At 62.9% G+C, this 19,876-nt stretch carries 15 protein-coding genes and 1 tRNA gene; 3 read left to right on the plus strand and 13 right to left on the minus strand.

Annotation, left to right across the window (positions count from 1 at the left end; genetic code table 11):
- The first annotated feature begins 69 nt into the window (after positions 1-69).
- Entirely contained in the window at positions 70-1,848 is a 1,779-nt protein-coding gene (locus C4Q26_RS13715) for an acyl-CoA dehydrogenase C-terminal domain-containing protein (protein WP_104883183.1), read from the plus strand.
- Positions 1,849-2,137: 289 nt separating this feature from the next.
- Here the strand turns inward: C4Q26_RS13715 and C4Q26_RS13720 are convergent, their stop codons facing one another.
- Positions 2,138-3,061 (minus strand): LysR family transcriptional regulator, encoded by a 924-nt coding sequence (locus C4Q26_RS13720; RefSeq protein WP_023382708.1) that lies wholly within the window; start codon positions 3,059-3,061, stop codon positions 2,138-2,140.
- Between the two features lie 208 nt (positions 3,062-3,269).
- Here C4Q26_RS13720 and C4Q26_RS13725 point away from each other — a divergent pair, with 208 nt between their 5' ends.
- Both C4Q26_RS13725 and C4Q26_RS13730 read left to right on the plus strand, forming a co-directional pair.
- Positions 3,270-4,550, plus strand: a complete 1,281-nt coding sequence (locus tag C4Q26_RS13725) for an aspartate aminotransferase family protein (protein WP_023382707.1) — start codon at positions 3,270-3,272, stop codon at positions 4,548-4,550.
- Between the two features lie 164 nt (positions 4,551-4,714).
- Positions 4,715-4,873 carry a YqaE/Pmp3 family membrane protein gene (locus C4Q26_RS13730; RefSeq protein WP_009681539.1) on the plus strand — a complete coding sequence of 53 codons (159 nt, stop codon included), beginning with the start codon at positions 4,715-4,717 and terminating at the stop codon, positions 4,871-4,873.
- 51 nt (positions 4,874-4,924) lie between these two features.
- On the opposite strand, the gene C4Q26_RS13735 is transcribed toward C4Q26_RS13730, so the two are convergent.
- From C4Q26_RS13735 to C4Q26_RS13790, 12 genes are all read right to left on the minus strand, one after another.
- Positions 4,925-6,733, minus strand: coding sequence for a S9 family peptidase (locus tag C4Q26_RS13735; RefSeq protein ID WP_027907310.1), 1,809 nt, complete (start codon positions 6,731-6,733; stop codon positions 4,925-4,927).
- The gene (gene pqqE / locus C4Q26_RS13740; protein ID WP_041925560.1) at positions 6,714-7,874 is read right to left on the minus strand and encodes a pyrroloquinoline quinone biosynthesis protein PqqE; all 1,161 of its coding nucleotides are present in this window, start codon (positions 7,872-7,874) and stop codon (positions 6,714-6,716) included. Before pqqE ends, C4Q26_RS13735 begins: the two co-directional genes overlap by 20 nt.
- A complete protein-coding gene (pqqD, locus tag C4Q26_RS13745; RefSeq protein ID WP_023382704.1) occupies positions 7,846-8,121 on the minus strand; it encodes a pyrroloquinoline quinone biosynthesis peptide chaperone PqqD in 276 nt (91 codons plus the stop codon). Before pqqD ends, pqqE begins: the two co-directional genes overlap by 29 nt.
- The gene (pqqC, locus tag C4Q26_RS13750; protein WP_023382703.1) at positions 8,118-8,873 is read right to left on the minus strand and encodes a pyrroloquinoline-quinone synthase PqqC; all 756 of its coding nucleotides are present in this window, start codon (positions 8,871-8,873) and stop codon (positions 8,118-8,120) included. Before pqqC ends, pqqD begins: the two co-directional genes overlap by 4 nt.
- A 98-nt stretch (positions 8,874-8,971) precedes the next feature.
- Entirely contained in the window at positions 8,972-9,883 is a 912-nt protein-coding gene (gene pqqB, locus C4Q26_RS13755) for a pyrroloquinoline quinone biosynthesis protein PqqB (protein WP_023382702.1), read from the minus strand.
- A 78-nt stretch (positions 9,884-9,961) separates the two neighbouring features.
- A complete protein-coding gene (gene pqqA, locus C4Q26_RS13760; RefSeq protein WP_008365141.1) occupies positions 9,962-10,033 on the minus strand; it encodes a pyrroloquinoline quinone precursor peptide PqqA in 72 nt (23 codons plus the stop codon).
- A 168-nt stretch (positions 10,034-10,201) separates the two neighbouring features.
- On the minus strand, positions 10,202-12,481 hold the full coding sequence (gene pqqF, locus C4Q26_RS13765) for a pyrroloquinoline quinone biosynthesis protein PqqF (RefSeq protein ID WP_023382701.1): 2,280 nt from the start codon (positions 12,479-12,481) through the stop codon (positions 10,202-10,204).
- 75 nt (positions 12,482-12,556) lie between these two features.
- The gene (locus C4Q26_RS13770) at positions 12,557-13,360 is read right to left on the minus strand and encodes a carbon-nitrogen hydrolase family protein (protein ID WP_104883184.1); all 804 of its coding nucleotides are present in this window, start codon (positions 13,358-13,360) and stop codon (positions 12,557-12,559) included.
- A 14-nt stretch (positions 13,361-13,374) separates the two neighbouring features.
- The gene (locus C4Q26_RS13775) at positions 13,375-15,057 is read right to left on the minus strand and encodes an NAD(P)/FAD-dependent oxidoreductase (protein ID WP_023382699.1); all 1,683 of its coding nucleotides are present in this window, start codon (positions 15,055-15,057) and stop codon (positions 13,375-13,377) included.
- Positions 15,058-15,333: 276 nt separating this feature from the next.
- Positions 15,334-15,795 carry an Lrp/AsnC family transcriptional regulator gene (locus tag C4Q26_RS13780; RefSeq protein ID WP_023382698.1) on the minus strand — a complete coding sequence of 154 codons (462 nt, stop codon included), beginning with the start codon at positions 15,793-15,795 and terminating at the stop codon, positions 15,334-15,336.
- Between the two features lie 166 nt (positions 15,796-15,961).
- Positions 15,962-16,038, minus strand: a tRNA-Ile gene (locus C4Q26_RS13785).
- A 16-nt stretch (positions 16,039-16,054) separates the two neighbouring features.
- On the minus strand, positions 16,055-19,798 hold the full coding sequence (locus C4Q26_RS13790; RefSeq protein WP_023382689.1) for a bifunctional diguanylate cyclase/phosphodiesterase: 3,744 nt from the start codon (positions 19,796-19,798) through the stop codon (positions 16,055-16,057).
- Between the last annotated feature and the right edge of the window lie 78 nt (positions 19,799-19,876).

Here is a 19,876-nt window from a genome sequence, read left to right on the forward strand (position 1 = left end):
GTTACACTGCCTTCAATCCAGTGCCGCGGTTCCCTGAGACCGCCCCGACCCTGTTAGCGAGAGGTAGTCATGGCTGAATATAAAGCGCCCCTGCGCGACATGCGTTTCGTTCTGAATGAAGTCTTCAACGTGGCCGAGCTCTGGGCTCAACTGCCGGCCTTGGCCGAAGCGGTGGACGCGGACACTGCCATGGCGGTGCTGGAAGAGGCCGGCAAGGTTACCGGCAAGACCATTGCTCCGCTCAGCCGCGCGGCGGACGAAGAGGGTTGCCACTGGGACAACGGCGCGGTGCGCACACCAGCCGGTTTCATCGATGCCTACCACACCTACGCCGAAGGCGGCTGGGTGGGCGTTGGCGGCGACCCGCTGTTCGGCGGGATGGGCATGCCCAAGGCCATTTCGGCCCAGGTCGAGGAAATGGTCAACGCATCCAGCCTGGCCTTTGGCCTGTACCCGATGCTGACCGCCGGCGCCTGCCTGTCGATCAACGCCCACGCCAGCGAAGCGCTTAAGGAAAAGTACCTGCCCAACATGTACGCGGGTGTATGGGCAGGCTCCATGTGCCTGACCGAGCCCCATGCCGGTACCGACCTGGGCATCATCCGCACCAAGGCCGAGCCGCAGGCCGACGGCAGCTACAAGGTCAGTGGCACCAAGATCTTCATCACCGGTGGCGAGCATGACCTGACCGAAAACATCATCCACCTGGTGCTGGCCAAGTTGCCTGATGCCCCGGCCGGGCCAAAGGGTATCTCGCTGTTCCTGGTGCCTAAGTTCCTGGTCAATGAGGACGGCAGCCTAGGGGCGCGCAACCCAGCCACCTGCGGCTCGATCGAGCACAAGATGGGCATCCAGGCCTCGGCCACGTGCGTGATGAACTTCGACGAGGCGGTCGGCTACATCGTGGGCGAACCGAACAAGGGCCTGGCGGCCATGTTCACCATGATGAACTACGAGCGCCTCGGCGTCGGTATCCAGGGCCTGGCATCGGCCGAGCGCTCTTATCAGAACGCCGTTGAGTACGCCCGCGACCGCCTTCAGAGCCGCGCGCCAACGGGTCCGCAGGCCAAGGAAAAAGCCGCGGACCCGATCATCGTGCACCCCGATGTGCGCCGCATGCTGTTGACCATGAAGGCGCTGATCGAAGGTGGCCGCGCCTTCTCCACCTATGTGGCCATGCAACTGGACAGTGCCAAGTACAGCGAGGATGCGGCTACCCGCAAGCGCAGCGAGGAGCTGGTAGCGCTGCTGACGCCGGTCGCCAAGGCCTTCCTCACGGATCTGGGCCTGGAGTGCACCGTGCACGGCCAGCAGGTGTTCGGCGGCCATGGCTACATCCGCGAGTGGGGCCAGGAGCAGTTGGTGCGCGATGTGCGTATCACACAGATCTACGAAGGTACCAATGGCATCCAGGCGCTGGACCTGATGGGGCGCAAGGTCGTCGCCAGTGGTGGTGCCTACTACCGGCTGTTCTCCGACGAGATTCGCCAGTTCATCGCCAGTGCCAAGGACGATCTGAGCGAGTTCACCACGCCGCTCGCTGCCGGCCTCGACAAGCTCGACGGGCTGACGGAGTGGGTGTTGGAACAGGCCAAGGGCAACCCGAATGAAATCGGTGCGGCGTCGGTCGAGTACCTGCATGCCTTTGGCTATGTGGCCTATGCCTACATGTGGGCATTGATGGCCCGTGCCGCCAAGGCGGGTGAAGGGGATGAGGCGTTCTATTCGGCCAAGCTGGGGACCGCTCGGTTCTACTTCGCGCGGCTGCTACCGCGGCTGGATTCGCTGGTGGCCTCGGTCAAGGCGGGCAGCGAGTCGCTGTACCTGCTCGATGCCGAGCAGTTCTGAGGCATGGCGTGTCAGCCTGGTCGCCGGCTTGCCGGCGACTGGCACATGACCAGCGTTTGGAAATGGCGCCGCTTGTAAGCTTTCTCCTACATGACGTGGTGACTTTTCGCCACTGGCCTAAGATTGGATCCATAGCTAATATTTCCCACATGGACGTTGCGCAGGAAGCGCAAAGGACAGAACAGGGACAACGAAGGAATACCTGCCAGGATGGTGGGGCGATAGGGATGTCAAAGGGAAACAGTCTGGAAAACCCCGCTTCGGCGGGGTTTTCTTTGTGCGCGTGTTTTTACCCGAGCACATCCAGGGGCGAGGCCCCCAGCTGGCGCGCATCGGTCTCTTCTTCCAGCAATGTGCGCAGCATCTCCACTGACGCCTGCTGACGCTGTGCGTCGCGAAACACCAAGCCCACCTTGAGCGGTACGCGCGGTTCGCTCAACGGCTTCCACAGCAGGCCTTGGTCATCCTCGGCGGCCTCCTTGGCCCGGCCCGGCAGAATGGTCGCCAAGGCCGTGTGCGACAGGCTGTCGAGAATTCCCGCCATGTTGTTCATCTCGGCCTGAACCTGCGGTCGGCGGCCCTGGCTGGCCAGCTGTTCCTTCCAGATCTGGCGGATCTGGAACTCTTCCCCGAGCATGAGCATTGGCAACTCAGCGGCCTGGCGGATGGACACCTTCTTGAAGTCCTTCAAGGGGTGGGTGGCGGGGATGACTAGCTGCAGTTCATCTTCGTACAACAGCAAGCCATGAAGCCCCGGCTGGCGCGGTGGCAGGTAGCTGATGCCAATATCCAGGCTGCCGCTGAGCAAGCGCCGTTCGATTTCCAGCCCCGACAGTTCGTAGATCTGCACCACCAGGTGGGGTTGCGCCCTGCGCACCCGTTCCAGCAGGCGCGGCACCATGCTTGGGCGAACCGTCTGCAACACACCAATGGCCAGTGTTCGCAGGGACTGACCCTTGAAGTTGCGCATGGCCTCATGGGCCCGCTGCAGGCCGTCGAGCAGCGGCAGGGCATGGTTGTACAGGGTATGGGCGGCGAGCGTCGGCAACAGCCGCTTGTTACTACGTTCGAACAGGCTCAGGTCGAGGCTGTGTTCCAGCTGCCTGATCTGCTGCGACAACGCCGGCTGTGACAAGGACAGGCGCTCGGCGGCCCGGCCGACGTGGCCTTCTTCATACACCGCGACGAAATAACGCAGTTGGCGAAAATCCATAAGTATTATTTATCGAAAAAGCTGGAAAAACGGAATGGCCTCAGCAGCCCGTGAGCCCTAGTCTATCGCCGTATTCCAGTAGGTTACAGCGCTGATTCAGTCGATTGTTACCTTGGATGAAAAACACTTTTGATAGGAAAGGCAAAATATCGAGCGCCGGCATACCGACCGGACCTGCCGCCCTTTGCCGTGATTGGTTGGAGCCCTGATGAACCTGTTCAACCTGCGCCGTTCGGCCCCTACCGCAGTCGCCGAGCCCAAGCGTGCGCCGGTGATCGTGCCGGATGCGCCGCAGTTGTCCCGCGAGCGTCTGATGCCCAGCACCGAACGTGCCACGCAGGTGTTCGTCCGAGGCCAAGGCTCCTGGTTGTGGGACAACGAAGGGCATGCCTACCTGGACTTCACCCAAGGCGGTGCGGTCAACAGCCTCGGCCACAGCCCCAGCGTGCTGGTCAAGGCCTTGGGCAACCAGGCCCAGGCGCTGATCAATCCAGGTTCGGGGTTCCACAGCCGTGGTTTGCTGGCCTTGGTCAATCGCCTGTGCCAGAGCACCGGCAGCGATCAGGCCTACCTGCTCAACAGCGGCGCCGAAGCTTGCGAAGGGGCGATCAAGCTGGCGCGCAAATGGGGTCAGAAGCATCGCAACGGCGCCTACCACATCATCACGGCCACGCAAGGCTGTCACGGTCGCAGCCTGGGGGCGCTGTCGGCGTCCGACCCGCTGCCGTGCAACCGTTGCGAGCCGGGCTTGCCAGGTTTCAGCAAGGTGCCGTTCAACGACCTCGATGCGCTGCATGCCGAGGTGGACTCGCGCACCGTGGCGATCATGCTCGAGCCCATCCAGGGCGAGGCGGGTGTGATCCCGGCAACGCGCCAATACCTGCAGGGTGTGGAAAAACTCTGCCGCGAGCTCGGCATCCTGCTGATTCTCGATGAGGTGCAGACGGGCATTGGCCGTTGTGGCGCGTTGCTGGCCGAGGAGACCTATGGCGTACGTGCCGATATCGTCACCCTCGGCAAAGGCTTGGGCGGCGGTGTGCCGTTGGCGGCACTGTTGGCGCGGGGGACCGCTTGCTGCGCTGAACCCGGTGAGCTCGAAGGCAGCCACCACGGCAACGCGCTGATGAGCGCGGCAGGCCTTGCCGTGCTGGATACCGTGCTGGAGCCGGGCTTCTTCGAGCACGTTCAGGACAGTGGTCGCCACTTGCGCGATGGCCTGAGCCGCCTGGCCGGTCGCTACGGCCAGGGCGAGGTGCGTGGCCAGGGCCTCTTGTGGGCATTGCAACTGCACGAAGACCTGGCCCAAGACCTGGTGCAGGCAGCCTTGCAGGAGGGCCTGCTGCTGAATGCGCCCCAGGCTGACGTGGTGCGTTTTTCGCCCGCGCTGACGGTCAGCAAGGGCAACATCGACGAGATGCTCCTACGCCTTGCCCGGGCCTTTGCCAGGCTGCACGCGCAACAGCAAAGCCGCCGCGAGGTACCGGCCTGACCCGTAGCGGCGAGCCACAGATTTTCAACGAACCGTCTCGCGTTTCTGCGCATCGCCCTTGGCCAGCTTCATTTGGCTCGGGGCGTTTTTTTTGCCTGGCGTTACTGTGGAACCTCTGGCTGGCGCGGCTAGTCTCTGTTGAAACCCCTTCAGGAGAGATTCACATGGACTTCATCCGCATCATCATCGCGATCATTCTGCCGCCCCTGGGTGTATTCCTGCAGGTGGGGTTTGGTGGGGCGTTCTGGCTGAATATCCTGCTGACCTTGCTGGGGTACATTCCGGGGATCGTGCATGCGGTCTACATCATCGCCAAGCGCTGAGGCGTTCTTGGCGCTCTCGCCGGCAAGCAGAGCCTGCAGGGTGGTTGGGGCTTATAGCCCCAACACCCGGCAATAGAACTTCCATTCTTCCTCGAGCGCATGCGCCAGGTTCTGCGCATTGCGCAACCCATGGCGTTCCCCTGGGTAGAAATGCCCTTCGGCCTCGATGCCATTGGCTTTCAGGGCCGCCAGCATCGAGCGGGTCTGCTCAGGCACTACCACTGCATCCAGCTCGCCCTGGAAGAAAATCACCGGCACCTTGATAGCCGAGGCATGCAGCAGCGGCGTGCGTTGTCGGTAGCGCTCGGCATCCTGTTGCGGGTCGCCGATCAGCCAGTCCAGGTAATCGCCTTCGAACTTGTGCGTGGCACGGCCCAATGCGACCGGGTCACTGACGCCATACAGGCTGGCACCTGCGCGGAACACATCGTGGAAGGCGAGGGCGCACAACGTGGTGTACCCGCCTGCGCTGCCGCCGCGAATGAACGCTTTGCGCGCATCGATCAGCCCTTTTCCGGCCAAGTGCTCGACGGCCGCACAGGCATCTTGCACATCGCATTCGCCCCACCGCAGGTGCAGAGCCTGGCGATAGGCCCGGCCGTAGCCACTGCTGCCGCGATAGTTGAGGTCGGCGACGGCAAAACCACGCTGGGTCCAATACTGGATACGCGGGTCGAGCACCGGGTAGCAGGCCGAAGTCGGGCCGCCGTGGATGAACACCACCAGTGGGGCCGGGCCTTGCCCATCAACGGCCTTATAGAAGAAACCATGGGCAGTTTCGCCTGCGCTGCTGTAGCGGATCGGCTGGGGCAGGCTGATGCGTTGGGCTGGCAGCACTTCGGCGCCACCGGCCACTACCCGTACCTGGTGGCTGTTGCGGTCGATGGCGACGACCGCAGGCGGGCTGATCGGCGATGCGGCGATGGCGTAGAGATGCTCGGCATCCATCGCCAGGCTACGAAAACGCGTATAGGCGCTGGCGAAATGTTCGACAGGATTACCCGGCGTACGCAGCCCCAGCTTGGCAAAGCCGTCTTCGAACCAACTGGCCAGGTAGCTTTGCGGACCTATTGCAAGCCAACTGCTGGCCCCCAGTTGCCAAGGGGCGCCAGCGTGGTCGGCGGGTTCTGCTGGCAGAGCCTGCCACTGGCCATCGACCTCGCCCCAGGGCTGCCAGAAGCCGTTTCTGTCCGAGAGGCAATACAGCCGGCCTTGGGCGTCGAAGCGCGGTTGTTGCAGGGATTCATCGGTCCCGGTGACACAACGCGCCGGGCCCCAGGCGCCGCTACTGTCCCGTTGGCGCTGCATCAGGCGGGTACGGGTCCAGGGTTGCGCTGGGCGGTCCCATTCGACCCAAGCCAGGCGCGTACCATCGTTGGACAGGGTGGGGGACGCATAGAAATCAGCACCTTCGGCGAGGACTTCGCGGGTGCTTTCGCCAAGTATGACCAGGCGATGCTCGACGGGCTTGCCACTGCGCTCCTCGACGGCGAGGACCTGGCCGGTGTGCCATTGCAGGTCGCCGTAGCGGCATTCCGGGCGGTGGGTGAGCGGGCGAGGTGTCACGCTATTCAGCGCCTGGGTATAGACCTGCTGGTCCTGCTCGTTGACGAACAGCACCCCGTCGCCACCCAGGCAGAAACTGCCGCCACCGTACTCATAGACTCGGCTGCGCACGCTGAAGCCATCGGGGGTAAGGCACCGGGCCTGCTGGTCGCGCCAGTGCCAGATACGGCAGGCGCCGTCGGCCGGGCGGAATTCGTTCCAGAACAGCCCGGCTTCGCCGACCTTGAGCTCGGCAAAGTCGGTGCTGGCAGCCACCGCCTGTGCGGCGCTGAATTCATCCACGGGCGATGACACGGGAGTTGCGCTCGTTGCGGAAGGTCATTTGCTCGATTTCCAGCTGGGCGGTCTCCGCCTCTTCGCGGGCCTTGAGAATGATGCCGTGGTCAGCTGACTTGGCACACACAGGGTCGGCATTGCTGGCATCGCCAGTCAGCATGAAGGCCTGGCAGCGACAGCCGCCGAAGTCCTTTTCCTTCTCGTCGCAGGAGCGGCAGGGTTCTGGCATCCACGCGTAGCCACGGAAGCGGTTGAAGCCGAACGAGTCGTACCAGATGTGGTGCAGGTCATGGTCACGCACGTTGGGAAATTGCACCGGCAACTGGCGAGCACCGTGGCACGGCAGCGCGGTGCCGTCCGGGGTGATGGTCAGGAACAGGCTGCCCCAGCCGTTCATGCAGGCCTTGGGACGTTCTTCGTAGTAGTCCGGGGTGACGAAGATCAGCTTGCAGGGGCTGCCCTGCGCCTTGAGCTTTTCCCGGTATTCGTTGGTGATGCGCTCGGCACGTTCGAGCTGGGCGCGGGTCGGTAGCAGGCCCAGGCGGTTGAGGTGGGCCCAACCATAGAACTGGCAGGTGGCGAGTTCGACGAAGTCGGCCTCCAGCGCGATGCACAGCTCGATGATGCGGTCGATCTTGTCGATGTTGTGCCGGTGGGTGACGAAATTGAGCACCATCGGGTAGCCGTGGGCCTTGACCGCCCGGGCCATCTCCAATTTTTGGGCGAAGGCCTTTTTGGAGCCGGCCAGCAGGTTGTTCACCTGCTCGTCACTGGCCTGGAAGCTGATCTGGATGTGGTCCAGCCCGGCTTTCTTGAAGTCGGCGATGCGCGCTTCGGTCAAGCCGATGCCTGAGGTGATCAGGTTGGTGTAGTAGCCGAGCCGACGAGCCTCGCCGATCAGTTCGGCAAGGTCCTGACGTACCAAAGGCTCACCACCGGAGAAGCCGATCTGCGCGGCCCCCATTTCGCGGGCCTCGGCCATTACCTTGAACCACTGCGCGGTGGTCAGTTCCTGGCCCTGGGCGGCAAAGTCCAGCGGGTTGGAACAGTACGGGCATTGCAGCGGGCAGCGGTAGGTCAGTTCGGCCAGCAGCCACAGCGGCAGGCCGACCGCGGGCGTGGGCGGCAACTCAGGCGAGGACGATCCAGTGTTCGGCACGGGCCACCTCCATGAACTGCTCGATGTCGTCGGCGACTTCCGGAACATCGGGGAACTGCTGCTCAAGCTCGGCGATGATCGCCGCCACGTCGCGCTGGCCGTCGATCAGGCCACCGATCAGCCCTGCGCTTTCGTTAAGTTTGATCATGCCTTCGGGGTACAGCAACACGTGCCCCTTCTGTGCGGGCTCGTACTGGAAGCGGTAGCCGGGGCGCCAGTTCGGCACTAGCTTGCGATCGAAACTCATAGGGCGATTCCCTTGTGCCAGACCCGCTCGCGGGTGACGGAATGATAGGGCGGGCGGTTCAGTTCGTAGGCCATGCTCATGGCGTCGAGCATGCTCCAGAGGATATCCAGCTTGAACTGCAGGATCTCCAGCATACGCTCCTGGCCGGCGCGAGTGGTGTAGTGCTGCAGGGTGATCGCCAGACCATGCTCGACATCACGTCGGGCCTGGCCCAGGCGCGTGCGGAAGTATTCATAGCCGGCCGGGTCTATCCAAGGGTAGTGCTGCGGCCAGCTGTCCAGGCGCGACTGGTGGATCTGCGGGGCGAACAGCTCGGTCAGCGAGCTGCTGGCGGCCTCCTGCCAACTGGCGCGGCGGGCGAAGTTGACGTACGCGTCCACGGCAAAGCGCACACCTGGCAGTACCAGCTCTTGGGAGCGCAGTTGGTCAGGGTCCAGCCCTACGGCCTGGCCCAGGCGCAGCCAGGCCTCGATGCCGCCGTCTTCGCCGGGGGCGCCATCGTGGTCGAGCAGGCGCTGGATCCACTCGCGGCGTACTTCGCGGTCCGGGCAGTTGGCCAGGATCGCGGCATCCTTCATCGGGATGTTGACCTGATAGTAGAAACGGTTGGCCACCCAGCCCTGGATCTGTTCGCGGGTGGCGCGGCCTTCGTACATCGCCACGTGATAGGGGTGGTGGATGTGGTAATAGGCGCCCTTGGCGCGCAGGGCCTGCTCGAACTCGGCAGGGGACATCGGGGTTGTGTCGCTCATTCAGCGGACTCCTGTAACAGCGGGGGCTCTCCTGAGAGCCGGCTTTTCCCGCGGGGCCTGCACCGCCGGAGAGCCGGCGGCTGCATGGGCCGTTTGCCTCACAGTTCGATGCTCATGCCATCGTAGGCGACTTCAACGCCCCGACGCTCCACCTCGGCCCGTTCTGCAGAGTCTTCATCCAGGATCGGGTTGGTGTTGTTGATGTGGATGAGCACCTTACGCTGACGGGGGAAGCCGTCCAGCACCTCGAGCATGCCCCCGGGGCCGTTCTGTGCCAGGTGGCCCATCTCGCGGCCGGTGCGGGTACCGACGCCGCGCCGCTGCATTTCATCATCCTCCCACAGCGTACCGTCGACCAGCAGGCAATCGGCGCCGTGCATCATCGCCAGCAGCTTGTCGTCCACCTGGCCAAGCCCTGGGGCGTAGAACAGCTTGCCGCCGGTGCGGGTGTCTTCGACCATCAGGCCGAGATTGTCGCCTGGGTGTGGGTCGAAGCGGTGCGGCGAGTAGGGCGGTGCGGCGCTGCGCAGGGGGAAGGGGGTGAACTTCAGGTTCGGGCAGGCTTCGATCACGAAACTGCCTTCGAGCTCGATGCGGTTCCATACCAGTCCGCCGTTCCAGTGGCTGAGCATGTTGAACAGCGGGAAACCGGTTGTGAGGTCCTGGTGGACCATGTCGGTGCACCAGACCTGGTGTGGGCAGCCTTCGCGCAGGCTGAGCAGGCCGGTAGTGTGGTCGATCTGGCTGTCGAGCAGGACGATTGCATTGATGCCGGTATCGCGCAGGGCGCGGGCCGGCTGCATGGGCGCAAAGGCCTGGAGCTGGGCACGGATGTCCGGTGAGGCGTTGCACAGGATCCAGTGTTCGCCGTCATCGGACAGGGCGATGGACGACTGGGTGCGTGCCGTGGCGCGCAGGCTGCCATCGCGGTAGCCCTTGCAGTTGGCGCAGTTGCAGTTCCACTGGGGGAACCCGCCACCGGCGGCGGAGCCGAGGATCTGGATGTACATGACTACTCTCTGTCCGAAAAACCGTATCCGAAAAACGAAAACGCCCCGGCGGGCCGAGGCGTCGAACCGCGACTGGGCTTAGCGGCTGGCGAAGTACATGGTGACTTCGAAGCCGATGCGCAGGTCAGTGTAAGCAGGCTTGGTCCACATAGAGTTGCTCCTTCCGGGTGGGTTGGGGTTGTCAGTTGGCAGGTTGGCGGCCGCTTGGCTGGGCGGCTGCATAAACTGAGATTGCGCTATCTTACAAGAAAAATTTGTACCGAAAGGTTAATTCTTCGAAAAGCGCCCTTGCAGCCTGCGTAACAATCCACCTTTTGCTCACTGCCAAGTCCCGTCCGGGGCAGCCGCATTGGCCAGGCAAAGCCACGCCGCACCAGGGTTTGAGCATGCTCGCAGGAGATCGTCCAGGTCGCATTGCTGTGTTTGGAGGATAGACCACCGCAGGTCGGAGAGTTTCCCTGAATGTGTAGCCAGATGTGCCTGCCACGCCCATTCGGCGATTTCCGAGTTGACCCTCTGCGGTTCGCTGAACTGCTCGGCCAACGCTTGGCGGGCGCTGGGGTCAAGCTGTACACCTTCGCCCAGGACGCGCGTCAGGTGTTGCAGGATCTCGACAGGGGACGCGTGTGGCGACTGCACGCCGAACAGCAGACCGTTGATGCCTTCGAGCTGACGGAAGGCGCTGAACACCGCGTAGCCCAGTTGCAGTTCTACACGTAGGCGCTGGTATACCGGCCCTTGCAGCGACTGGGCAAGCAAGCGGCCGGCAGCTTCATCAGTAGCGTGAAGAGGGCAGAACAACAGCAAGGCATGTTCACTGCCTGCTATATCGGCGTGATGCCAGCGGCGGCGGGGCCACAGGGTGGGCGCGACGGGTGCCGAGCCGATGCCAGGGCACGCTTGCAGGGTGTCGCCCAAGGCGTGCACCCCATCTTCATCGAAGCCCACCGCCAAGCCGTGCCACCGTGCCTGCTGCCACACGTCATCGAGCTGTGCTTGATTGGCCGTGCCCGAGGGCATTGGCTCGGCTTTCGCTGGCTGCAGGGCGTCGGGCAGTTGCTTGAGCAATGCCCGGATTGGAATCAATGCAGGCTCTGGTTGCGGCGTGTCCTGCCAACTGTCGGGTACTCGCAGCTCTGCCAGTGCTTGTTCGACGGTACGAATCACCGCTGCAGGCAGCCCACTGGCGCGCAGTTCCCAGCACTGGCCTGCGGCATCGAACTGCAGTTGCACGCCCACCCGCTGCGCCCGTTCTTGCAAGGGCCGAAGGGCGTGGGCCAACAGGCTGTACAAGCGCTGACGCAGTGGCGATTCGATACGCCAGCGTAGGAAAAGGGCGGCGAATTGGCGTGCGGCCGGTAGTTCATGACTGACGGCCAGTGCTATTGGCAATGGTCCTCGGCCAGCCGGTAATTCGGCAGTCGCCAACGGGTCGGTTTCTGGCAGATGCCAGTGACCCCGTCGGCATCGGGGGAGGTCGTCGAGCAGCGCACGTAGCGCCAGCAGGCCATTCTCATCCAACGCACTGAACGGCTTGCCTGCACTGTCCCGACGCGCCAGGTCCAGCGCACTGGCGAGCGACTCACGGATCTTCTGCAGGAGGCCATACTCGACGTTGAGGTGCCCTGGATCGGTCTGACGAATGAAACCGAACCAGCCGTGTAGCAAGGCTTCGGCTTGTTCTGCACAGGCCGAGGCGGCGAGCTGCAACTCGATATGCCAAAGCAATTGGCCTGCGTAGGCGTACAGCGTCTGGGCTTTGAACCCTTGTAACCAGCCGCGCTGACGCAGGGTCCCGAGCCAGCTGCCGGGGCGGGTATCGCTCAGGCAGGTAACCAGCAGGTCGAGTGCGTGTTCAGCTGCATCGCCCAAGGCTTCGTGGGCGAAGGTCATGGGCTGCACGGTGCCCGACAACGCGGGTGGTGGCTCTTGCGGCACGCGTTGTCCCGAAGCGAACAGGCTGCCGAATCGTGTGCCCAATTGCTCAAGCTCATCCAGCGTCTGCGGGCCGCACAGGCTCAGGACGATCTGACCGCCCCGGTAGAAGCGCTGGTGGAATCCGCTCAGCGCGTGCTGGAAGTCAGGGCATTGCAGCGCGAGTGTGTGGCGGTTACCAGCATGAAAGCCGCTGAGCGGGTGGCGTGGCGACACCGACTGCAACAGCGTGAATTGCCGTTGGGCTTCAGGGTCGCGCGACCAGGCGATGAATTCAGCATGGATGACTTCACGTTCGCGGCGCTGGCGCTCGATGCCAAGGTCAGGCTCGGCAAGCATCTGGCACAGACGCTCCAGCCCGCCTGCCAGAGCAGGGGACGGCACCTCGAAGAAGAAGTCGGTGGTGCGTTCCCGCGTGCTGGCGTTGACCTGTCCGCCGAGCGTCTGAACATAGCGCATCAGGCCATCGTCCAGTGGAAAACGCGCGGTGCCGAGAAAGAACAGATGCTCAAGGAAGTGGGCAAGGCCCGGCCAGCGAGGCGAAGCGTCATGGCTGCCCGCGTGGACCCGTACCGCGGCTGCCGAGCGTTTCAGGCGCGGGGCATGGCGCAGGGTGAGCTGCAGGCCATTGGTGAGGGTCAGGTGGCGGATGGCGTCAGGCATGGGAACTCCGGGGCAGGTGTTCATGCTAACCCATTTGTGTTGCCTGGCCGGGCCGAATCGCCAGCAAGCCGGCGCCTACAGAGGGCCGGCGTCTTGTCGGTGCAGGTCTTGGCGCAGGTCGGCCAGGTAGGGAAATGCCTCCCGCCCTTGCTTGATTCGTTCATGCGCAAGATCGGCCATCAATTGACACTCATCGTGACCCGCCATGGCCAGCAGGCTGCCGTCCGGCCCGACAATGCTGCTTTGCCCGCAGTAGTGGATCTCGCCCTCGGCGCCACAATAATTTGCATACACCAGATAGCACTGGTTCTCCTGCGCCCGCGCTCGCACGGTCACCTGGCAAACGAAATCGTAGGGTTCCATGTTCGCCGTGGGTACCAGAATCAGCTCGGCGCCTGCCAAGGCCAGGCGCCGCGCATTCTCCGGAAACTCGATGTCGTAGCAGATCAGCATACCGACCTTCCAGCCATCGAGCTCGACCACTGGGAAGTGGTCGTGGCCCGCGCTGAACATGGAACGGTCCAACTCGCCGAACAAGTGTGTCTTGCGGTAGTTGCCCAGGCTGCTGCCATGGGCATCGATCAACTGCACGCTGTTGTAGAGGGCACCGTCGTCGTCACGCTCTGGATAGCCGTACACGATGGCGATGCGGTGTGCCTGGGCAATCTCCACCACGCGCATGGCCGACGGCCCGTCATTGGCTTCGGCCAGGTTCACCACCTGCTCCAGCCCAATGTTGTAGCCGGTCAGAAACATCTCTGGGCACACCAGCAGTTGCACCCCGCGCTCGGCGGCCAGTTGCGCCTGGTGCTGCAATCGTTGCAGGTTTCCAGGCACGTCCAGTGGCTTGGGGATGCCTTGGAACAGAGCAATGCGCATGGCGTCTCCTGGTCTCAGTCGGGCAGGGCGATGGGGCCGATTTCGGCGAACACATCGCCAGGGCCTGGGTTGTCGGGGTGGGTGCTGCCACCGAAGTGGTTCATGATACCCCACACGGCATTCAGCGACGTCTGTACCGCGCCCTCGACCCAAGCTGGGGTCCATGACACGTCGTCTCCTGCGATGAATATACCGCGCTGTTCGGCCGGCATGTCCTGCTGCATGAAATGCGCGTACATGCGCTGGTTGTAGCGGTAGTGTCCTGGCAGCGCGCCCTTGAACGCCCCGAGGAAGTGCGGGTCGGCTTCCCAGGAAATGGTGATCGGGTCGCCGATGATGTGCCCGGCGATGTCGGTCTTGGGGTAGATTTTCCTGAGTGCATCGAGGGCCAGTTGCACGCGCTTTTCCACGGGGTGTGGCAGCATCTTCAGCGCGTCGCTCATCCAGGCGTACGACAGGCAGATCACCCCGGGTTTGTCGTCTCCATTGTCGAACAGGTAGGTGCCCCGGGTCAGACGATCGGTGAGGGTCATGCTCATGAGGTCGCGGCCAGTTTCCGGATCTTTGTCCTTCCAGAAAGGACGGTCGACCATGACGAAGGTTTTCGACGACTGCATGTAGCGGGTGCGATCCAGGGCCATCCACATCTTCTGCGAGAACAGCGACTCTTCGCAGTCGATCTGGGTGGTCAGCAGCCAGCTCTGGCAGGTGGCGAGCACGGCGCTGTAGTGGCGGGTATCGCCCCAGTTGTCGGTCACGGCCAGGCGGCCATCGGCGGCGCGGGCTATGCGCTTGACCCCCGTACGCGGCGCGCCGCCATGCAAGGTACTCAGGCTGGTGCCCTCTGGCCAGTGGGCGCAGCGCTCAGGTACATGACGCCAGATGCCTTGGGGCACTTGTTCGACACCACCGACGATCAGGTGCTGGTGGTCGTCGCAGTTGGTCATCACCACGCGGAAGATTTCCAGCATCGAGTTGGGGAAGTCCGAGTCCCAGCCGCCGGTGCCGAAGCCAACCTGACCGAACACTTCACGGTGCTGGAAGCTCAGCTTGGCGAACGAGCGCGAGGTGGCGACGAAATCGTAGAAGGTGCGGTCGTCCCACAGGGGCACCAGTTTGTTCCACAGTTCTTTCAGGCGAGGTACGTCGCGGTCGCGGATCGCTTGCTGGATATCGGCGAATTGGGCACCGCTTTCAAGCGCATCGGCCCAGGCGTCGGCCACCTCATGGAACAACGCGGGCAGGTCGGCTGGCTTTTCGGCGTAGTAGGTCTGGCCTTCGAGGTCGATCACCGTGCTGCCTGAGGCGGGAGTCAGCGGGTTGGGGAAGGGTTTGGTCTCAAGGCCAAGCTTGTCCACATAATGGTAGAAGGCCGTGGACGACACCGGAAAGCGCATACCGCCCAGCTCAGCGATGATCCCATCGGTGCCGTTGAACGGCTGGGAACGCAACCGTCCACCCAGCTTCGCGGCTTCGTACACCACAGGCTTGAGACCCAGCTTCATCAGCTCGTACGCCGCCACCAAGCCAGCGATGCCGGCACCGACGATGGCGACTTCCTCGCCATGGCGCTCAGGCGGAATGCTGCCCAGGCCGGCGGGGTGTTCCAGCCAGTTGTCGAAGGCGAAAGGGAAGTCTGGGCCGAAGATGGTGATCGGTTGCTTGCCGTCGGCGGGGTGGCGGTTTTTCTTGTTCATAAATGACCTTGCCAGAGGGCTGCGCGAGGGCGGAGCCTGAGTATAGGAGATGGCTGGAGGTCATTTTATGGCGAGGGGTGTTCGTAATTAAGATGCAGAGTGGTGGCGGTATGTAGTTATGTTCGTCTAAGTGACGGGAGTTCTTCTACTTATGACGAGGATGGCGATAACCAGGTGCAGCGAACCGATAGGGGTGCGTTCCTCCACGAAGCATGCACCACGGTGTTGGGCACCGGCTGAGCCCAGGTTCGCGGGCAAGCGGGCAGGCCAGTCGTGTCAGACGGGCTGCCCACGATCGACCTTGCTGCTGAGGATGATCGATGTTGTGGTCTTCTCCACGCCCTCCACGCTGCCAATTTGATCGAGCAGTTGGTCGAGCTGTTCTGGCGAATCGCTGCGCAGCCAGGCCACATAGTCGAACTCGCCACTCACCGCGCACAGCTGCTGAACTTGCCCCATGGCCCCCAAACGCCGCACCACCTCTTTGCCGGACCGTGGCTGGACCTTGATGCCCACATAGGCCTGCAGACCACCGCCGACCAAGCGCTGGCCGAGGCGCACGCCATAGCCGGTGATGACCTTGTTCTTCTCCAGCCGCTCCAGCCGTGAGTTGACCGTGGTGCGGGCGATGCCGAGCTGACGGGCGAGGGTGGCGACGCTTTCGCGTGCGTTGATCTGCAGAAGCGCGATCAGTTGGCGGTCGATTTCGTCCAGGGTAATGGCGCGGGAGTCCGACATGGTGAGTCTCTGTGGTGGGCGCGTTAGCCTAGCCAGCCAGAGGTGGCAAGGGCAAGGCTGGCGACATGTCCGGGATGGGCATTGAACCTGAGCCGAAGTAGTGCCGCCATCCACTGATGGGCAATGGATACGAAAAAGCCGCGCTGATGCGCGGCTTTCTGGTACTTGGTGGGCCCACACGGACTCGAACCGTGGACCAAAGGATTATGAGTCCTCTGCTCTAACCGACTGAGCTATAGGCCCTCAGAAGGTGGGCGGATTATAACGAGGGTTTTGAAAGCGTGCCATCCGAAAGATCGGACAGTGCTATGCGAAGAAACGTAGCAGCGAACTCTTCCGGGGACAGCGGCAGGCTGACGATGTAGCCCTGGATCTGTTCGCAGCCTTCGCTGGCCAGGAAACGTTGCTGAGCCTGGCTTTCCACACCCTCGGCAATGATGGTCAGTTGCATGCTGCGGCCCAGGGCAATGATGGCGCGGGCGATGGCCGCGTCGTGCGGGTCGTCGGGCAGGCCGCGGATGAATGACTTGTCGATCTTGAGGATGTCCAGCGGCAGGCGCTTGAGGTAACTGAGCGAGGAGTAGCCGGTGCCGAAGTCATCGATGGCCAACTGTACGCCCAGTTGCTTGAGCTGATGCAGCACGGCCAGGGCTTCTTCAGCCTGGCTCATGATGAAGTTCTCGGTAATCTCCAGTTGCAGGTCGCCGGCCTTGAGCTGGTAGGTCTTGAGCAGGCTTTCGATGCGTTTGGCCAGGCCGGGGTGGCGGAGCTGGGCGCCAGCCAGGTTGATCGACAGTGGGCCGAAGGCGCTGTAGCGCTTCTTCCACGCATGCATCTGCCGGCAGGCTTGCTCCAGCACCCAGTCGCCCAGTTGCAGGATGGTGCCGTTTTCTTCGGCCAGGTGGATGAAGTGCTCCGGCGGAACTTCACCGAAGGTGGGGTGGCTCCAGCGCAGCAAGGCTTCGGCGCCTACCAGGCTCTGGGTCTTTAAGCTGAACTTGGGCTGGAAGCTCAGGCTCATTTCGTTGCGTTCGATGGCGCGCCGCAGTTCGTGCTCCAGGGCGATGCGCTCGCTGGCCTGGATAGTCAGGTCGCGGGTGTAGGCCTCGACGCGGTTGCGGCCTTTGGCCTTGGAACGGTACATGGCCGCGTCGGCATTGCGGATCAACGTGGCGACGTCGGTGCCGTCCTGCGGATACAGGCTGATGCCGATGCTGGCACTGGTGAAGAACTCATGTTCGCCTGCCTGGAACGGCGCGCTAAAGCAGGCCAGCAGTTTGTTGGCGATGGCGCTGGCGTCGCTGGGTTTGTGCAAGCCTGGCAGGAGAATGATGAACTCATCGCCGCCCAGCCGCGCTACGGTGTCGACATCGCGAACTTGCTCCTTCAGGCGTTGTGCGATGCCCTTGAGCAGTAAGTCGCCGACTGGGTGGCCAAGGCTGTCGTTGATGTGTTTGAAGCGGTCGAGGTCGAGGAACAGCACCGCACCCTGCCGGTTGGAGACTTGCGCGCAGCTCAACACGGCTTGCAGGCGGTTCTCGAACAGGGCGCGGTTGGGCAGGCCGGTGAGTGGGTCGTGGTGCGCCTGGTAATCAAGCTTGGCCTGGGCGTGCTTGAGGCTGGAAATATCGGCGAACACCGCGACAAAGTGAGTGATCTCGCCATCGCTGTTGCGCACGCTGCTGATAGTCAGCCAGCCTGGGTACAGCTCGCCGTTCTTACGCTTGTTGTAGATCTCGCCTTGCCAATGTCCCTCTGCGGTCAGCTGGTGCCACATGGCTGCGTAGAAGGCGCTGTCGTGCTGGCCTGAAGCGAGCAGGCGTGGGGTCTGGCCGAGGGCTTCGACTTCGCTGTAGCCGGTAATCTCGCTGAACGCGCGGTTGACCGCGCTGATGTGCTGGTCGGTGTCGGTGATCAGCACGCCCTCTGCGGTGTTCTCGAACACGGTTGCGGCCAGTTGCAGCTTTTCCTGCATCAGGTGGCGTTCGGTGATGTCACGGGCAATGGTCAGCATGCAATCGACGCCAGCGATCGGCAGCGGACGCGCAGAGAGCTCGCACAGGCGAATCTGCCCATCGCTTCGGCGGATCAGGCAGCTGAAGTCGCGGACGAAACCATCGCGGTTGAGCAGCTCGATCAAGCGCTTGCGCTCGTTGAGGTCGACCCAGATGCCTAAGTCCAGGGAGGTCTGATCGATGCTGGGGGTAAAGTCATAGCCGGTCAGGCGGCAGAAGCCCTCGTTGACCTCGATCAGCAGGCCATCGCTCTGGCGCGACAGCAGCAGGCCGTCAGGCGATGCGTGGAACGCTTTGGCGAACTTTTCTTCCGAGGTTTGCAGTTGTTGCTGGGTTTCCTTGAGTTGGCTGATGTCGCGCACGGCCACGACCAATGCCTGGGTGCCGTCCAGGTCGAAGGTTTCGGCCGATGTCAGGCCTGTGAACAGCTGGCCATTGCTTCGCCTGAAGCTCATTTCAAGGTTGCGGATGCCGCCTCGATGCAGGCGCTCGAGCAGCAACGGGCCGGTTCCGTCGACGCCCCACAGGTTCAATTCGGTGGCGGTGCGGCCGATCACCTGGCCGGGTGGCAGGCCTATCTGTTCCTCGAAGGCTTCGTTGACTTCCAACAGGCAGCCGTCACTGTGGCGGGCGATGAGCAGGATGTCGGGGCACTGCTGGAAGACCGAGGCGAACTTCTGCTCGGACAGGCGCAGGGCATCTTCGGTGCGCTTGGTTTCGCTGATGTCGATCATCAGCCCACGCATCAGTGGCCGGTGGCCGTGCTCGATCATACTGACGATGTTGCGAATCCATACCGGTTGCCCGTCGGCTCGCATCACCCGGTAGTCCAGGCTGTGGTCGCGGCCTGCGGCAGTTTCGCTTTCGCTGAAGGCCTGGGCCCACAGTGCGTCTTCAGGATGCAGGATGCTGCGCCAGAACCCGGGTTTGAGCCAGTCGTGCAGAGGGTAGCCGAGCAGGTTCTCGGCATGGGGTGAAACGTAGCTGTAGGTGAAATCGTTCGCGTCGGCTTCCCAGGCAATCGCCGACAGGCTCTCGACCAGCCCGCGATAGTGGTACTCACTGCTGCGCAGCTCCTGCTCCAGTGCAATGCGACGGGAGATCTCCGAACTGAGCCGGCGATTTACACGAATCATCGCAGCGAGTATGGCCACCAGGATCAGCACACCTGGCAGGCCATAGAGCAGCATGTCGTGCCAGAAGGTACGCTGGTCGACCACATTGCCAACCCAGCGCTGCTGGATTTGACTGACCTCGCCGCTGGACATGTCGGCCATGACCTTGTCGAGAATGCCCACCAGGATCTTCTTGTCCTTGGGGGCTGCCATTGCCAGCTGGTAGCGATAGGGGGTTTCGCCGCTGACGTACAGGCCGTCGAGCTTCAGCTGGCGCAAGCTCCAGATGCTTGAGGCCAGGTCGCCGACCACTGCGTCCACTTCGTCGGTGGCCAGGGCCTGCAATGTCGAGCTGACATTGGGCATGGCCACCAGGTTGAGGTCTGGGTGGTGGGTGCGCAGCAGCTCGTGGGGCGCGTAGTTTTCCACTACGGCAATCTTCAGGCCGTACAGGTCCTTTAGGGTGCGAGGTTGCGGCCCGCCTTCATGGGCAAGAATGACGATGGGGAAATCCAGGTAGGGGCGGGTGAAAGCCAGGTAGTCCTGACGCTCAGGCGTCGACATGATGCCGGGTAGCAGGTCGATGCGACTGGTACGCGCTTGCTCCAGTACTTCGGTCCAACTGCTGGGCTCGATGGGCTTGAGCGCCACTGCGAGGCGCTCCTGAATCATGGCGATGTAATCGGCGGCCAATCCCTGGTATCTGCCCTCCTGGTCGCGGAACTCGAAAGGTGGCCAGGAAGCATCGACACCCAGCCTCAGCTGCGGGTGGGCAGCAAGCCAGGTCTTTTCCTCGTCAGTCAGGGTCAGGGCGCCGGCCGTTGTGTTCCAAAGGATAAGGAGCAGCAACAGAATGGCCGGCATAAGGGGCATAGCGGCCTCGCATTCAGGTGATCTGAAGTCGAGTGTAGACGGGCATTTCGTCTGGGGCAGCTGTGTACCACAACCTTT

The sequence above is a fragment of the Pseudomonas sp. SWI44 genome (genome assembly GCF_002947915.1).
Classification (GTDB): domain Bacteria; phylum Pseudomonadota; class Gammaproteobacteria; order Pseudomonadales; family Pseudomonadaceae; genus Aquipseudomonas; species Aquipseudomonas taiwanensis.

Excerpts from the sequence above, each read along its gene's own strand:
- C4Q26_RS13715 (WP_104883183.1), top strand. The coding sequence starts at position 70 with ATGGCTGAATATAAAGCGCCCCTGCGCGACATGCGTTTCGTTCTGAAT.
- C4Q26_RS13720 (WP_023382708.1), bottom strand. The coding sequence starts at position 3,061 with ATGGATTTTCGCCAACTGCGTTATTTCGTCGCGGTGTATGAAGAAGGC.
- C4Q26_RS13725 (WP_023382707.1), top strand. The coding sequence starts at position 3,270 with ATGAACCTGTTCAACCTGCGCCGTTCGGCCCCTACCGCAGTCGCCGAG.
- C4Q26_RS13730 (WP_009681539.1), top strand. The coding sequence starts at position 4,715 with ATGGACTTCATCCGCATCATCATCGCGATCATTCTGCCGCCCCTGGGT.
- pqqD (WP_023382704.1), bottom strand. The coding sequence starts at position 8,121 with ATGAGTTTCGATCGCAAGCTAGTGCCGAACTGGCGCCCCGGCTACCGC.
- pqqC (WP_023382703.1), bottom strand. The coding sequence starts at position 8,873 with ATGAGCGACACAACCCCGATGTCCCCTGCCGAGTTCGAGCAGGCCCTG.
- pqqB (WP_023382702.1), bottom strand. The coding sequence starts at position 9,883 with ATGTACATCCAGATCCTCGGCTCCGCCGCCGGTGGCGGGTTCCCCCAG.
- pqqF (WP_023382701.1), bottom strand. The coding sequence starts at position 12,481 with ATGCCTGACGCCATCCGCCACCTGACCCTCACCAATGGCCTGCAGCTC.
- C4Q26_RS13770 (WP_104883184.1), bottom strand. The coding sequence starts at position 13,360 with ATGCGCATTGCTCTGTTCCAAGGCATCCCCAAGCCACTGGACGTGCCT.
- C4Q26_RS13775 (WP_023382699.1), bottom strand. The coding sequence starts at position 15,057 with ATGAACAAGAAAAACCGCCACCCCGCCGACGGCAAGCAACCGATCACC.
- C4Q26_RS13780 (WP_023382698.1), bottom strand. The coding sequence starts at position 15,795 with ATGTCGGACTCCCGCGCCATTACCCTGGACGAAATCGACCGCCAACTG.
- C4Q26_RS13790 (WP_023382689.1), bottom strand. The coding sequence starts at position 19,798 with ATGCCCCTTATGCCGGCCATTCTGTTGCTGCTCCTTATCCTTTGGAAC.